The following is a 13,239-nucleotide window of genomic DNA, read 5'->3' as shown; positions in this document are numbered from 1 at the left end:
GTGGTGAAAGAAACCCTGGTTTTGTCGACCCACTCAGGCCAGCACGTAGCCGGTCTTGACGGTGGTGTAGAACTCTGCGGCATACCGGCCCTGCTCTCGCGGACCGTAGCTGGAAGCCTTTCGGCCACCGAAGGGTACGTGATAGTCCACCCCCGCGGTCGGCAAGTTGACCATGGTCATGCCCACTTTGGCATGTCGCTTGAAGTGCATTGCGCGCGAAAGCGATGTGGTGCAGATGCCGGCGCAAAGTCCAAAGGGCGTGTCGTTCGCAAGTGCGAGCGCATGCGCGTAGTCGTCGGCGCGCAGCACGCAGGCCACAGGCCCGAAGATCTCGTCGCGCGCCACGCGGTGACCGGGCCGCGCGAGGAACAACGCCGGGCTCATGTAGTGGCCCGCTGTCGCGCGCTTGAGCCTTTCCCCACCCCAGACATGCTCGGCGCCCTCTTCGGTCGCGCTGGCGACAGCTGCCAGGTTCTTTTCGAGCTGTTCGGCGTCGACCACCGGCCCGATATCGGTGCCGCGCTCCAGTGCATGGCCGACCTTGAGCGCGGCAAGCCGATGGCGAAGCCGCACCACGAAAGCATCGTGGACCGCGGCCTCGACGATCAGCCGGCTCGACGCCGTGCATCGCTGCCCGGTAGAGAAGTAGGCGCCCTGCACAGCGCAATCGACCGCGCGGTCGAGGTCGGCGTCCGCCAGTACCACCAGCGGGTTCTTGCCGCCCATCTCCAGCTGAATCCTGGCGTGGCGCTGGGTCGCGGCCCGCAGGATGTGCTCGCCGGTCGCGACCGAGCCCGTGAAGCTGATCGCATCCACCAAGGGACTGTCGACGATCGTCTGCCCTACTTCGCGGCCGCTGCCCATCACGAGATTGAAAGTGCCCGCGGGCAATGCCGCGCGGCTGATGATTTCAGCCAGCGCCCATCCGCACGCCGGCACCAGTTCAGCCGGCTTGAAGACGACGCTGTTGCCATAGGCCAGCGCCGGTGCGATCTTCCAGGCAGGGATGGCAAGCGGAAAGTTCCATGGCGCGATCAATCCGACCACGCCGACCGGCTCGCGCGTGACGTCGACCAGTACGTCCGGCTGCACGGACGCCATCGCCTCTCCGCCGCCCCTGAGAGCCTCGCCCGCAAAGAACTTGAAGATGTGGCCGGCACGCGCCGCTTCGCCCACGGCCTCGGGCAAGGTCTTGCCTTCTTCGCGCGCCAGCAGCATGCCGAGTTCGTCGCGCCGCGCGAGGATCTCGCTGCCGATCTGGTCGAGCACGTCGGCCCGGCGCTGCGGCGTGGTGAGGCTCCAGTGAGGAAAGGCATCGGCGGCGGCGCGGATGGCGCGCTCCGTCTGGCTGCGGTCGGCACGCGCATACTCCGCGACCACCTCGCGGGTGTCGGAAGGGTTGCGGCTGGCGCCCGTGGTCACGCCAGTCTCCCAGCGCCCGTTGATGAGCTGCCGTGCATTCTGCTGGAGATCGCTTCGCTTCAAAGTGGGGCGAGTGTAGGAATCGCACCAATATCTTTCCAATCAATATTTGGATCGAATCGATACCAGAAGAAGCATTCAGGTAAACCCCATGACCAACTACACGCACTGGTTCATCCGTGCGCGCCTCAAGACCCGCCAACTGCTGCTCATCGTGGCGCTGGCCGAAGAGGGCAATATCCATCGCGCCGCACAGGTGTTGAACATGACCCAGCCCGCGGCCTCGAAGCTGCTCAAGGACCTGGAGGACGTCCTGGAAGTGCCCCTGTTCGATCGCCTGCCGCGCGGCATGCGGCCGACCTGGTACGGGGAAACCATGATCCGCCACGCGCGCGTCGCGCTCGCGAGCCTGAACCAGGCGCACGACGAACTCACCGCATTGAAGGCCGGCGGTGCCGGGCAAGTGAACATCGGCGCCATCACGGCCCCCGGCCTCGTGCTGCTGCCGCCAGCTGTCGCCGCAGTCAAGCGCGAGCATCCCAACCTGCGCGTGTCGCTGGAGATAGAGACCAGCCCGGTGCTGCTGGAGCGGCTCGAACAGGGCAAGCTCGACCTGCTCGTCGCGCGCCTCTTCGCGGAACACGACAAGACCAACATACGCTATGAGGCGCTCACCGAAGAGCCGGTGTGCGCCCTGGTTCGGCCCGGCCATCCGCTGCTGGGCATGAGCGGATTGGGCTTGCGCGATCTGGTGTCGGCGGGGTGGATCGTGCCGCCGGCCGGAAGCGTGTTGCGGCATCGGTTCGAACTGATGTTCCAGGAGGAAGGACTCGCGCCGCCGCTGAACGTCATCGAAACAGCGGCGCTGCTCTTCATCACGCGCATGCTGCAGCAGAGCGACATGGTGGCCGTGCTGGCGACCGATGTGGCCCGGTACTACGCGGCGCATGGCATCGTTGCGCTGCTGCCCGTGGAAATGCCCTGCCACATGGATGCATTCGGCATCATTACCCGCACCGATCGTCTCTTGTCGCCGGCTGCGAAGGTGATGATGAAGGCGCTGAAGGCGGAGAGCTTTGCGGCCTACGGGCGTCGGCTCGAGGCTGATTGAAGGGGATCAGGTGCGGGATCAAGTGCGAGTAATCGACGCACCACCATCCACCAGCGAGGCCGTGCCGGTGACGAACGAGGAGTCGTCGGACGCCAGGTAGAGCACCGTGCGCGCAATCTCCTGGGGACTCGCAATGCGTTTGAGCGCGTGCAGGTTCGTGATGAAAGCCGTCTTCTCCGGGGTGTCGTTCATTTCGCGATACATGTCGGTGTCGACCGCGCCCGGAAGAATGGCGTTCACTCGCACAGACTTCGGTCCGAACTCCGCCGCCAGGGTTTGGGTCAGGCCGATGAGCCCCGCCTTGCTCGCCGCGTAGGCAGCGACCCCCGGAAATGCAAAGGTGTGGCCGACGAAAGTCGAAGTGAAGATGACAGAGCCTCCGCCATTTCGGAGCATCTGCGCGATCTGGTGCTTCGCGCCCAGGAACGAACCCGTCAGGTTGACGGCCAGCGTGTGGGTCCAGCCTGCCTCGGAAACTTCCGTGCTCGGACCCGACTCGCCGAGCGTCCCGGCATTGTTGAACGCAGCGTCGAGGCGGCCGTACCGCGAGACCGCGAGCTCCACCAGGCCCTTGGCATAGCTTTCGTCCCGCACATCGCCTGCCAAAGTGACCGCGGAGCCTCCGGCCGCCGCGATCTCCGATGCGAGCGCGATCAGCTCAGTCTCGCGTCGAGCACCCAGCACCAGTTTGGCGCCTTCACGCGCGAAGAGCAGCGCCGTTGCCCAGCCAATGCCGGCGCTCGCCCCCGTGATGACCACGACCTTCCCGTCCATTCGCTTCATGGCCTACTCCCCAGCAAGTTTCCGCACTGCCGCATGAACATGATTTGCTCCTTGGGTATGGGTGCGGAAAGTTTCGCCGAAGCACAGCCGGCCGCCATCTTCCGATCGGAAGAGGCGCATGTGTACCCGGCTCGCGGCCCCAGTTCGCGGGCTTTACACTGCCGACGCACGACAACCCTGAAGCGCGCTCATGACGTTGCCATCCCAGCCGGCCCCCTGTGATTTCGCTTTCGGCCGATACCGCGTGCTGAAGGACAAGCGCAGCCTGCTCGACGGCGACACTCCGGTGCGAATCGGCAGCAGGGCCTTCGATCTCCTGACGACGCTCATCGAGCGAGCCGGCGAGGTCGTCAGCCGCCGCGACCTGGAAGCGGGCGCCTGGCCAGGTTCGGTGGTCGAGGAAACGAGCCTGCGCGTTCACATGTCTGCGCTGCGCCGCGCAATTGGCGACGGACTGGACGGCGTCCGCTACATCGAGAACATTCCTGGCCGGGGCTACTGCTTTGTCGGAACCCTGGTGCGCGGGGAGCCGGTGCAAGCGGCTGCGCCGGTCGGCACCCGAGCGCAAGCGCCCTTGCCTCGCACCAAGCGAATGATCGGAAGATCAGACGCGCTCGCCACTCTCAAGGAGGCGCTCGATACGCACCGCCTGCTGACCATCGCCGGCCCAGGGGGCATCGGGAAGACGACGCTGGCACTTGCCCTGGCCGAATCGTGCGCATCCGATTTTCGGGAGGGCGTGGTATTCGTCGACCTCACGCCCGTGGCGGATGGCAGCCTCGTGGCCGCCACGCTGGCGAGCGCGCTGGAGCTTCCGGCGACGCCCCAGGAACCGCTCGCCTCGTTGCTGCAGTCGCTCGCTTCGATGGATGTCCTGGTCGTGCTGGACAACTGCGAACACGTCATCGAGGCTGCGGCAAGCCTTGCGGACGGCCTGCTCGCAGGCACCGGGGTCACCATCCTTGCCACGAGCCGCGAACCGCTGGACGTGGAAGGAGAACGGACCTACCGGCTCGCGCCGCTCGGACTGCCTCCGGTCGACAATCCGCTCGACCGGGATGGGGCGATGCGGTTCCCAGCCGTCGAGTTGTTCGTTGAACGAGCTTCCATCGGGGGATTGCCTTTCGTGCTGACCGATGACAACGTCGGCGACGTCTGCTCGCTCACGCATCAGCTGGACGGCCTGCCGCTGGCGGTCGAGCTTGTCGCCGCACGGGTCGCGAGTCTGGGCGTGGTGGAACTCAAGTCGCGCGTCGGCGACCACCTCTCGCTTCTGTTTCGAGGCCGTCGCACGGCAGCCCCGCGGCATCAGACGCTCGCGGCCATGCTGGACTGGAGCTACCAGTTGCTCTCCACGCCTGAGCAGATCGTGCTGCGTCGCTTGTCGGTCTTTCGGAGTGCGTTCGACCTGAAAGCAGCGGCCGGCGTCGCGAGCGGCGACCGCATTACGGCCGAGGACGTGCTGCAGGCACTCGTGAGCCTGACCAGCAAATCGCTGGTCAGCGTCGACGTGCAAAGCGGACTCGCGAGCTACCGGCTGCTCGACACGACCCGATCGTTTGCGATGCAGAAGATGCGCGAGGCAGAGCCCGTGGACCCCGTATTCAGGCGCCATGCGCTGGAGATGCACGGCAAGCTGGTCGCTGCGGACGCTGGCCGCGACGGGATGCTTCGCGCGACGTCACTCGCCGCGCATGGTGGTCACATCGAGGATGTCCGCGCCGCGCTGGACTGGTGCTTTTCGGACGGAGGCGAGCTGCAGATCGGCATCGAGATCATGGCAATCGCCATGCCGCTGCATGAACTCGGGGTGCTTGCCGAACAGGTGGATCGCATCGAGCGGGCGCTCAATCACCTTCGCCTCCTGAACCCGCCGCGACCCGATCTGGAACTGCGCCTGAACCTCGTGCTGGCATGGCCCAGCGTCGAGCCCGGCTGGCGCGGACAGCGAACGCTCGCCATCCTTTCGCGCGCCTCCCAGCTTGCCCAAGGCATGGCGGATTCGACATCGCGAATCCTCGCGCTGTACAGCACGTGGCTGGGCAGCTTCGTCACGGGTGACTACGTCTCCGCCACAGCGGCTGCCGAGTCCGCTCTGGATGTGGCGATCAAGTCCGAAGACGAGGCGGGCGTCGTGCTGTCGGAGCGGCTTCTCGCGCAGTGCCGCCACTTCATGGGGGACCATCACGCATCTCGCCAGTACGCCGAACGGACGCTCGCCCGCGACGAACACAGCATGCGGCCGGAGTATCCGAGCATCGTGCCGCGCCAGGTCTCGATGCGGATCCTGCTGACACGAATGCTTTGGCTCGAGGGCCGCCCCGACAGCGCGATGCGCACTGTCGAGGAATGCCTCGCGGTGGCCGGTGACGCCCATCACCATGCGCTTTTGCAGACGCTGGCGATGGCTGCGATTCCGCTGGCGTTCTGGCGTGGCGAATTCGACCGTGCCGAGCATCTTGTCGTCCGTTTGGCCACGACCTCGCGCAAGAGCAATTCGCCGTACTGGGAGTCGTGGGCACATTCGTTCGAAGCGGTACTGGAGGCCGAGAACGACCGCCAGAGCGAGGCGATGCACATGCCCTTCGTACAGACCCTCAACGCGAAAGAGCTGGACTGCATCGCCAGCGTGGCGAGCCGGTGGCATCACTCCGTCAGCCTGGAGCGCGCGAGCTCGGGCTTGTGCGGCTGGTGCGCTCCCGAGGTGATGCGCAAGCGGGGCGAGTACATGCTGCAACGCGGGGAACCCGGCGCGGTCGAGGCAGCGGAACGCGAATTCAGGCGCTCCATGGACCTCGCGCGCCGCCAAGGCGCACTGGCCTGGGAACTCAGGGGGGCCATGAGCCTGGCCCGGTCGTGGATCCGACAGGGCAGGTTCCTGGAAGCGCGCGAGATGGTTGCGCCTTTGTACAGTCGCTTCGAAGAAGGCCTCGACACACCCGACCTGCGCTCGGCCCGGGATATCGTGTCAGCCTAGAGCCGGTGCGCGCGAGCGCGGCTCGCTTCGCGGAAATTCGCGGCAATTCACGCCGCTACGTTTTTCTTGCAGAGACTTCTCACGACTTCACTGGTCACCGCCGGCTCTTGCGACCATTCTTCGGACTCAGCAAAGCGCGCCAATGCATGGAGCGGCTTGATCAAAGGAGTCATGCGGATGAACAGAAAAATCTTCGTCGATGTGTCGCACGTCGATCCCGTCGTCGCGGTCGGCTTGAGCGGTGCGTTGCATCTGCAAGCTGACTTCTGCGTTACGGAACACAGTCCAGACGAGCCTCGCCGAACGGAAACGGCGCACGTGGTGGTCACGGACTACGACGCGGGGCTCGAGCTCGTCAGGGGCCTGCATCAGAGATCCGCCGGATCCGGCCCGCTTCCAGCCGTGCTCGTGGTGACGCAGCGGCAAAAGGAGTGGGAAATACGCCGCGCATTGCAGGCGGGGGTGCGGGGATACCTGTTGATCGGATGCGCCATCGATGAGCTGAACACCGCGGTGCGATCGCTCAGCACCGGCGTGCGCCATATCGGCGCCGTCGCAGCACGCCGCCTCGCCGACAGCGTTGCGCGGGAAGCCATGACCTCCCGTGAGGAAGAGGTGCTTCGGCTCCTTGTCGAGGGACTTGGCAACAAGGTCATCGCACGGGAAATGGGCATCGGGGTCGGCACGGTGAAGTCTCACCTGCGCTCGATCTACGGAAAGCTCGACGCGACCAGCCGAACCGAAGCAGTGACGGTGGCAGAACGCCGGGGACTGCTCGATCGCGCGGCGCAGCCGGCGCCGGCGACGCAGGCCATCGGGCGCGTGATCAGGCCGCTGGCAACCGTTCCTCGCCATCTGCCTGGCACGGGCACGAGCTCCCGGGTTTTCGCCGGATGGGCGGCGGCGGGCTCATAGGCGGCGAGGCACCGATCAACCAACCACACAACCTGGAGAAATAGCATGCGACTCAAACCCAAAGAGCATCTGTCACCTTTCCATTGGATTCGTTGGGGCCTTTTGCTTCTGCTCACGCTCACGGGCTATGCCCTCCCCGTCTCGGCGGCAGTCCAACCTTACCCAAAGACCTTCCGGATGCAGCAGATGGCCGTCAGTGGCGGCACGCAGTACGTGCGGGTCGGTGGCACCGGCCCCGCCGTCGTGCTCCTGCATGGCTTCGGGGACACTGGCGACATGTGGCAGCCGCTTGCGGTCGCGCTCGCCAAGACGCATACGGTCGTCGTGCCCGATCTTCGTGGCATGGGGCTGTCATCGCACCCCAAGGACGGTTACACGAAGGCATCCCAGGCTCGCGACCTGATCGGGATGCTCGATCGTCTTCAGATCGGCGACTTCACGCTCGTGACTCATGACATCGGCAACATGGTGGGCTACGCCGTCGCTGCGCAGAGTCCCGCGCGCGTGAATGCGTGGGCCATCATGGACGCGCCGCTGCCAGGCATGGGAAGCTGGGACAAGCAACTGACCAATCCCAAGGTCTGGCACTTCAACTTCCGCGGGCCAGACGTCGAACGCCTCGTCGCGGGCCGCGAACGCATCCTGCTGGACAGGTTCTACAACGAGCTTTCAGCGAATCCCGCGGGCATCGACGAACAGACACGCCGCCACTACGCAAACCTCTATGCGAGACCGGGGGCCATCCACAACGCATTCGGCGGCCAGTTCGCCGCATTCGCGACTGACGCAACGGACAACCAGGCACAGTTCGCCAAGACGGGAAAGTTGACGATGCCTGTCCTGGCGATTGGCGGCGATCACTCTTACGGCGCATCGATGGCGCCAGAGCTGGAAAGCGTGGCAACGAATGTGCGAGGCGCCGTCATCGCCAACTCCGGCCACTGGATCATGGAAGAGCAGCCGGAGCAGGCGCTCGCAATCCTCATCCCCTTCATTGAATCGGCACCCGTGCGGACAGCGCAGGTGCGGCTCACGTCGAAGGACATCGATGGATTGCCCGCCTCCACCGCGGGAACCGGGACATCGGGTGTCGCCGGCGTCTCCACACGGCTCTTGTATGGCGATCCGGCCAAGCCCGGCCTGTACAGTGTCGAACTGTCGGTGGCCCCCAACACGGTGATCGAGGCTCACCGCCACCGGGACGCACGTACCGCCACCGTCGTCTCAGGACTTTGGCATTTCGGCTATGGCGCTGCCAACGACGCGGCTTCCGAAGTGTCCTTGCCCGCGGGCAGCTTCTATACGGAGCCCGGGGGCGTCGCGCATTTCGCCACCACGGGTCCGGAGGGCGCGGTGGTCGTGATCACTGGATATGGGCCCTCCGACACCACCTACGAAAAGTAGGCTCAAAGGATGTAAATCATGGACATGCAACTCACAGGCAAGCTCGCACTGGTGTCCGGCAGCACCGCGGGCATCGGCCACGCCATCGCCGCCGGCCTCGCTGCGGAAGGCGCGCGCGTCATCGTGAACGGGCGAACGCAGGCGGCCGTCGATGAAGCTGTCGGCCGCATCGTCGCGGGAGATGGAGGCTCGGTTCAGGGCTTCGCCGGCGATCTGAGCAAGCGAGCCATCGCCGAAGACCTCGTGGGCAAGTTCCCCGGCATCGAGATCCTGGTGAACAACCTGGGCATCTTCGAACCCAAGCCCTTCGAGGACATTCCGGACGAAGACTGGATCCGCTTTTTCGACGTCAACGTGCTCAGCGGCGTTCGTCTGGCTCGCCTTTGCCTGCCGGCCATGCGAAAGGCCGACTGGGGCCGGATCATCTTCATCTCCAGCGAAAGCGCCGTGCAGATTCCGGCCGAGATGATTCACTACGGCATGACGAAGACCGCCCAGCTCGCGGTTGCCCGAGGCTTGGCCGAATCCCTCGCCGGCACCCGGATCACGGTGAACAGCGTTCTGCCCGGCCCCACCAAGTCCCGAGGCGTCGACGACTTCGTGGGCGCACTCGCCAAAGCCGGCAACCAGACCTTCGAAGAATTCGAGAAGGACTTCTTCGAGAAGGCGCGGCCCACCTCGTTGATCAAGCGCTTCGAGACGACGGCCGAGATCGCGTCCATGGTCACTTACATCGCGAGCCCGCTTTCATCCGGGACGACGGGCGCTGCGCTCAGGGTGGATGGGGGCTGCACGAAGAGCGTGGTGTGAGCGTCAGTTCCTCAGGATCGTGTTTCCCTTGACCGTCACCGGCTGGCCGACGGCAAACGAAATGCCGGAGTCAATCGTGCGCAGCGACCCGTCCTGCATCCGAACGTTGACCCTGAAGACAGTGTGCGTGTTGCGGTTTCTTTCGACCGCGTTGCCGGCCATGGCACCACCGGCGGCGCCTGCAACGGTGGCGAGCGTCCGCCCCCTGCCGCTGCCGACCTGATTGCCGACCACGCCGCCCACCACGCCACCGGCCACCGCGCCGAGCCCGGAGGCGGATGCGGAGGCCTGCACAGGGCTTACCGATTCGACGGTGCCACAGACGGAGCAGGTGCCTGCAGTGGTCTGGCCATGCGCCAGGCTCGCCATGCTGGCCATTGCGGCGAGCAGGCAGGCGGCTGCCCATCGCCCTTGGAAACTGAAACTCGATGCCATGAATCCTCCGTTCATCTTCAATGTCAATGCGTTGCCGTCCGGAATCCTGCACCAGGGTCGCCACGCACGCAAGCGCATCGAAGAGGAGCGAAGTGGACTCACGTCAACTCGGCCGCCTCACGCATCTTTGCGGGATTCGCCACGATGCTGATTGACGCGATCCGGTCATCGTTCGTCTCGAACGCCAGCACCGAATGCAGTGTGCCGTTGAAGAACCGAAGCAGCCCCAGTTCGCCATTGACGCGCACCGGACGATAGTCGAGGCGCGCGTCATGGGCGGAAGCTTGACGGGCAATCACGTGGAAGAGCCGGGCGATGCGTTCTGCGCCTTGCAAGGGCTTCAGCACGACGCGTGCCTTGCCGCCACCGTCTGCCACAACCTGGGCGTCGCTGGAGAGCAGCGCAACGATGCGCCCGACGTCGCCACTCGTCGTCGCCGACACGAACTGCTCCACCAGCCAGCGATGCTGCGCGGGCGATGCTCCAAAGCGTCCGCGCGGTTCGCCCAAGCGTTGCCTCGCCCGATACATCAACTGGCGGCATGCGCCCTCGCTGCGTTGAAGGGCCTCGGCGATCTCGGTGTAGTTGAAGTCGAACACCTCGTGAAGCAGGAATGAAGCGCGTTCATCCGGGCTCAACCGCTCGAGGGTCAACAGAAAGGCGATGGACAAGTGCTGTGCCTTCTCCAGTTCGGTCTCTGGCGAGGCGAGGTCCGCCACGATCGGCTCCGTCAGCCACGGCCCGACGTAGGACTCGCGTTCCACTTTCAAGGTCCGCAGGCGATCGATGCACCAGCGCGTCGCCACGCTCACCAGCCACGCTTCCGGCGAGCGCACGCTGCTGGTTTCGGCTTCGAGCCACTTGAGGTAGACCTCCTGCACGGCGTCTTCCGCCTCCTGCCGTGTTCCCAACATCCGATAAGCGATACCGAACAGGCKCGGCCGCAGGTTCAAGAAAGCTTGGGTATCCGCCATCGCGTGACAAGTGAGAAGCGAGAAGTGAGAACAGTCGTGGGAGGCGAACCGGCACACGGTGGTGACGAAACCGGACCCTCAAACGTCTTGTATAGCGAGTCGATCAACCATTGACGTTGGAAGGAAATATGCTTGAACACACCAGCACAGATGAACAACGCGTTCTCGTCACAGGCGGTACCGGGCATCTCGGTCGAGACATCGTGGGCCAACTGCTGGCCCGGGGCAAACGGGTGCGAGTCCTGGCCAGGCTGCCGGGCCGCGACGCGCGCGTCGAATGGGCCCGCGGCGACCTCGCCACCGGGGCCGGCCTGAGCGAAGCGCTTGAAGGCGTGACCACGGTCATCAACGCTGCAACCTTCTCCCCGATCGCCCAGCGCGGCCGGATCCGGCTGGTGGACCTCTTCGCCACGCCTTCAGCGGTGGACGTGGACGGAACGGGCCGGCTGCTGCGCGAATGCCGCAACGCCAGGGTGCAGCATTTTCTGCACGTGTCCATCGTCGGGCTCAGCGAGGCTGCTTCGCTGCCTTACAGCAAGGTAAAACTGCAAGGCGAAATGCTGGTCCGAGAATCGGATGTTTCCTGGTCCGTGGTGCGCGCCGGACCGTTCTACTACCTGCTTGCACGTCTCTTCGCCAGCATGCGGTGGATGCCTTGGTGGATCCTCCCAAACGTTGTCGTCGATGCGGTGGACACCGCCGATGTCGCGTCGTATCTCGTCGATTGCGTCGGCGACGGCAGGCGCGGTATGCGTGACGAGATCGGCGGGCCCGCAGCACTGCCGCTCCCGGTTCTTGCCCGCCAGTATCTGCAAGCGCGCCGCCTGAAGAAGCGCGTGATCGGCTTCGATGTCGCTCCACAGACGGCGGTCCGGCTGGGCTTTGCCGAAGCGCACGGCCGCAAGGGGACCACCGCCTGGCATGAATGGCTCGCCGCCAACATCGACGAACCCAAAGGCACCGTCAGGCGTGTGGCAAAGCCTGCAACCGCATTCACTCACGATGAAAGGGGCGCAAATTGACTGCTACCAACCCACTCGACGCGTGGCATCGCATGGTCGTTACGCAAGACCCGAGCGGTCTGCGAGATCTGCTCGCCGATGACGTGGTGTTCCACTCTCCTATCGTTCACTCGCCGCAACGCGGCAGGGAACTTGCAGCGCGTTACCTGGAGGCCGCGCTGCACGCTTTCTTCAATCCGACCTTCCACGTCGTTCGCAAGCTCTTCGGCGACAGGGATGCGATGCTTGAGTTCGAGAGCGTCATCGACGGCGTGACCGTCAACGCGGTGGACATCGTCAGATGGAATGACGCCGGCCAGGTCGTCGACTTCAAGGTGATGGTCAGGCCACTGAAGGCCATCGGCGTGGTGCAGCAGAAGATGACCGCGAGGCTCGAGGCAGGCAAGTGAGACTTGCCGCGCATGCTTCAAACCAGCGCCGCGGAACTCTCCTGGATCAGTTGCCCAAGCAGGTCCACCATCAACCTGACACGCGGCGAACGACGAACGTCGGGGTGCACGACGCACCATATCTCTCGCAGCAAGGGGCGCTCCGGGCCTGGTGGGCCTGGTGGGCATGGCACTTCGATCAGGCCGTTGTCCGGCCTTGCGATGAAAGTGGGGAGCATCGCAAGCCCCATGCCGGCTCGGCACGCCTGGTGGACCGCCGCAAGATCGTTGCTTCGCAGGACGAAGGGTCGGTCCCCGGCAATGCGCGCAAGCAACTGCTGGTGAGGCACTTCGCTCATCGGCTCGCCATAGCCAATGAAGGTCCATTCCGACTCGGCCCCGGCGAGCCACGCCGGCGTCGCATAGAGCCGAAAGCTCAATTCTCCCAACTTGCGTGCGGCCAAGCCGGGTTCGTCAGGCCGCATGAAGCGAAGCGAAACGTCGGCTTCGCGCCGGTGGAGATTGGCCGTTCGAGCCTCGCCGACGAGATCCAGCTCGATCCCCTTCCAGCGGTCGGCGCAGCGTGACAGGTGAGGCACGAGGAACTGGCTCGCGAACACCGGCGGGGCGGATATCCGGACTGTTCCTTCAAGGCTCGTGGCCGCCGCGGCTGCCCGGGTGAACGCCAAGGCTTCGTGCTCCAGACGCTCCGCCGGAGCGATGAGCGCTTCGCCTTCGCTCGTCAACGTCCAGCTCCTCTGAAGCCGGTCGAACAAGCGCACGCCGAGACTCGCCTCCAGTGCACCGACACGCCGCGCGACCGTGGAGTGCTCGACATTCAATGTTCGCGCGGCGCCGGACAAGCTCCCTTCGCGAGCCACCGCCAGGAAGAAGCGAACGTCGTCCAATGCAGACGCCGTCTGCGCCGAGGAAATGCGTTGATCGGGTGATTTGTGCACAGCAGATGCGAAGGAATGAGGAATAGGCATGAGATCGTCCGGCCCCTAGCATCGCGTGC

12 protein-coding genes are annotated in these 13,239 nt (G+C 65.0%); 7 read left to right on the top strand and 5 right to left on the bottom strand.

Annotated elements, in window-relative coordinates; all coding sequences use genetic code 11:
• Nucleotides 1-33: 33 nt before the first annotated feature.
• Complete coding sequence (locus tag AC1DMA_RS19305; RefSeq protein WP_478125319.1) at nt 34-1,485, bottom strand: aldehyde dehydrogenase family protein; 1,452 nt, start codon at nt 1,483-1,485, stop codon at nt 34-36.
• Nucleotides 1,486-1,573: 88 nt separating this feature from the next.
• On the opposite strand from AC1DMA_RS19305, the gene AC1DMA_RS19300 reads away from it, so the two are divergent.
• Nucleotides 1,574-2,533 (top strand): LysR family transcriptional regulator, encoded by a 960-nt coding sequence (locus AC1DMA_RS19300; RefSeq protein WP_478125318.1) that lies wholly within the window; start codon nt 1,574-1,576, stop codon nt 2,531-2,533.
• Between the two features lie 18 nt (nt 2,534-2,551).
• Here the strand turns inward: AC1DMA_RS19300 and AC1DMA_RS19295 are convergent, their stop codons facing one another.
• Nucleotides 2,552-3,316 (bottom strand): SDR family oxidoreductase, encoded by a 765-nt coding sequence (locus tag AC1DMA_RS19295; protein ID WP_478145240.1) that lies wholly within the window; start codon nt 3,314-3,316, stop codon nt 2,552-2,554.
• A 190-nt stretch (nt 3,317-3,506) separates the two neighbouring features.
• On the opposite strand from AC1DMA_RS19295, the gene AC1DMA_RS19290 reads away from it, so the two are divergent.
• From AC1DMA_RS19290 to AC1DMA_RS19275, 4 genes are all read left to right on the top strand, one after another.
• Nucleotides 3,507-6,293 (top strand): ATP-binding protein, encoded by a 2,787-nt coding sequence (locus AC1DMA_RS19290; protein ID WP_478145239.1) that lies wholly within the window; start codon nt 3,507-3,509, stop codon nt 6,291-6,293.
• Nucleotides 6,294-6,470: 177 nt separating this feature from the next.
• Nucleotides 6,471-7,208, top strand: coding sequence for a response regulator transcription factor (locus AC1DMA_RS19285; protein WP_478145238.1), 738 nt, complete (start codon nt 6,471-6,473; stop codon nt 7,206-7,208).
• Nucleotides 7,209-7,253: 45 nt separating this feature from the next.
• Nucleotides 7,254-8,612: an alpha/beta fold hydrolase gene (locus AC1DMA_RS19280; RefSeq protein ID WP_478145237.1), complete on the top strand. Its 1,359-nt coding sequence runs from the start codon at nt 7,254-7,256 to the stop codon at nt 8,610-8,612.
• A gap of 18 nt (nt 8,613-8,630) precedes the next feature.
• On the top strand, nt 8,631-9,422 hold the full coding sequence (locus AC1DMA_RS19275) for an SDR family NAD(P)-dependent oxidoreductase (RefSeq protein WP_478125313.1): 792 nt from the start codon (nt 8,631-8,633) through the stop codon (nt 9,420-9,422).
• A 3-nt stretch (nt 9,423-9,425) separates the two neighbouring features.
• Here AC1DMA_RS19275 and AC1DMA_RS19270 read toward each other — a convergent pair whose 3' ends face one another.
• Together AC1DMA_RS19270 and AC1DMA_RS19265 are read right to left on the bottom strand one after the other, a co-directional pair.
• Nucleotides 9,426-9,857 carry a glycine zipper 2TM domain-containing protein gene (locus AC1DMA_RS19270; RefSeq protein ID WP_478125312.1) on the bottom strand — a complete coding sequence of 144 codons (432 nt, stop codon included), beginning with the start codon at nt 9,855-9,857 and terminating at the stop codon, nt 9,426-9,428.
• A gap of 98 nt (nt 9,858-9,955) precedes the next feature.
• Nucleotides 9,956-10,831 (bottom strand): RNA polymerase sigma-70 factor, encoded by an 876-nt coding sequence (locus tag AC1DMA_RS19265; protein ID WP_478145236.1) that lies wholly within the window; start codon nt 10,829-10,831, stop codon nt 9,956-9,958.
• Nucleotides 10,832-10,959: 128 nt separating this feature from the next.
• Between AC1DMA_RS19265 and AC1DMA_RS19260 the strand changes: the two genes are divergently transcribed.
• Nucleotides 10,960-11,853: an SDR family oxidoreductase gene (locus AC1DMA_RS19260; protein ID WP_478145235.1), complete on the top strand. Its 894-nt coding sequence runs from the start codon at nt 10,960-10,962 to the stop codon at nt 11,851-11,853.
• Nucleotides 11,850-12,242, top strand: coding sequence for a nuclear transport factor 2 family protein (locus tag AC1DMA_RS19255; protein WP_478145234.1), 393 nt, complete (start codon nt 11,850-11,852; stop codon nt 12,240-12,242). The genes AC1DMA_RS19260 and AC1DMA_RS19255 overlap by 4 nt, the downstream gene beginning before the upstream one ends.
• A 17-nt stretch (nt 12,243-12,259) precedes the next feature.
• On the opposite strand, the gene AC1DMA_RS19250 is transcribed toward AC1DMA_RS19255, so the two are convergent.
• On the bottom strand, nt 12,260-13,210 hold the full coding sequence (locus AC1DMA_RS19250) for a LysR family transcriptional regulator (RefSeq protein WP_478145233.1): 951 nt from the start codon (nt 13,208-13,210) through the stop codon (nt 12,260-12,262).
• Nucleotides 13,211-13,239 lie beyond the last annotated feature (29 nt).

Source organism: Variovorax sp. 05N34, from assembly GCF_056397405.1.
The sequence above is the reverse complement of the archived record's forward strand: the minus strand, read 5'-3'. Positions and strand labels throughout refer to the sequence as shown.

Coding starts and splice junctions, on each gene's coding strand:
- AC1DMA_RS19300 (WP_478125318.1), top strand. CDS start 1,574: ATGACCAACTACACGCACTGGTTCATCCGTGCGCGCCTCAAGACCCGC.
- AC1DMA_RS19270 (WP_478125312.1), bottom strand. CDS start 9,857: ATGGCATCGAGTTTCAGTTTCCAAGGGCGATGGGCAGCCGCCTGCCTG.
- AC1DMA_RS19275 (WP_478125313.1), top strand. CDS start 8,631: ATGGACATGCAACTCACAGGCAAGCTCGCACTGGTGTCCGGCAGCACC.
- AC1DMA_RS19285 (WP_478145238.1), top strand. CDS start 6,471: ATGAACAGAAAAATCTTCGTCGATGTGTCGCACGTCGATCCCGTCGTC.
- AC1DMA_RS19280 (WP_478145237.1), top strand. CDS start 7,254: ATGCGACTCAAACCCAAAGAGCATCTGTCACCTTTCCATTGGATTCGT.
- AC1DMA_RS19290 (WP_478145239.1), top strand. CDS start 3,507: ATGACGTTGCCATCCCAGCCGGCCCCCTGTGATTTCGCTTTCGGCCGA.
- AC1DMA_RS19260 (WP_478145235.1), top strand. CDS start 10,960: ATGCTTGAACACACCAGCACAGATGAACAACGCGTTCTCGTCACAGGC.
- AC1DMA_RS19250 (WP_478145233.1), bottom strand. CDS start 13,210: ATGCCTATTCCTCATTCCTTCGCATCTGCTGTGCACAAATCACCCGAT.
- AC1DMA_RS19295 (WP_478145240.1), bottom strand. CDS start 3,316: ATGAAGCGAATGGACGGGAAGGTCGTGGTCATCACGGGGGCGAGCGCC.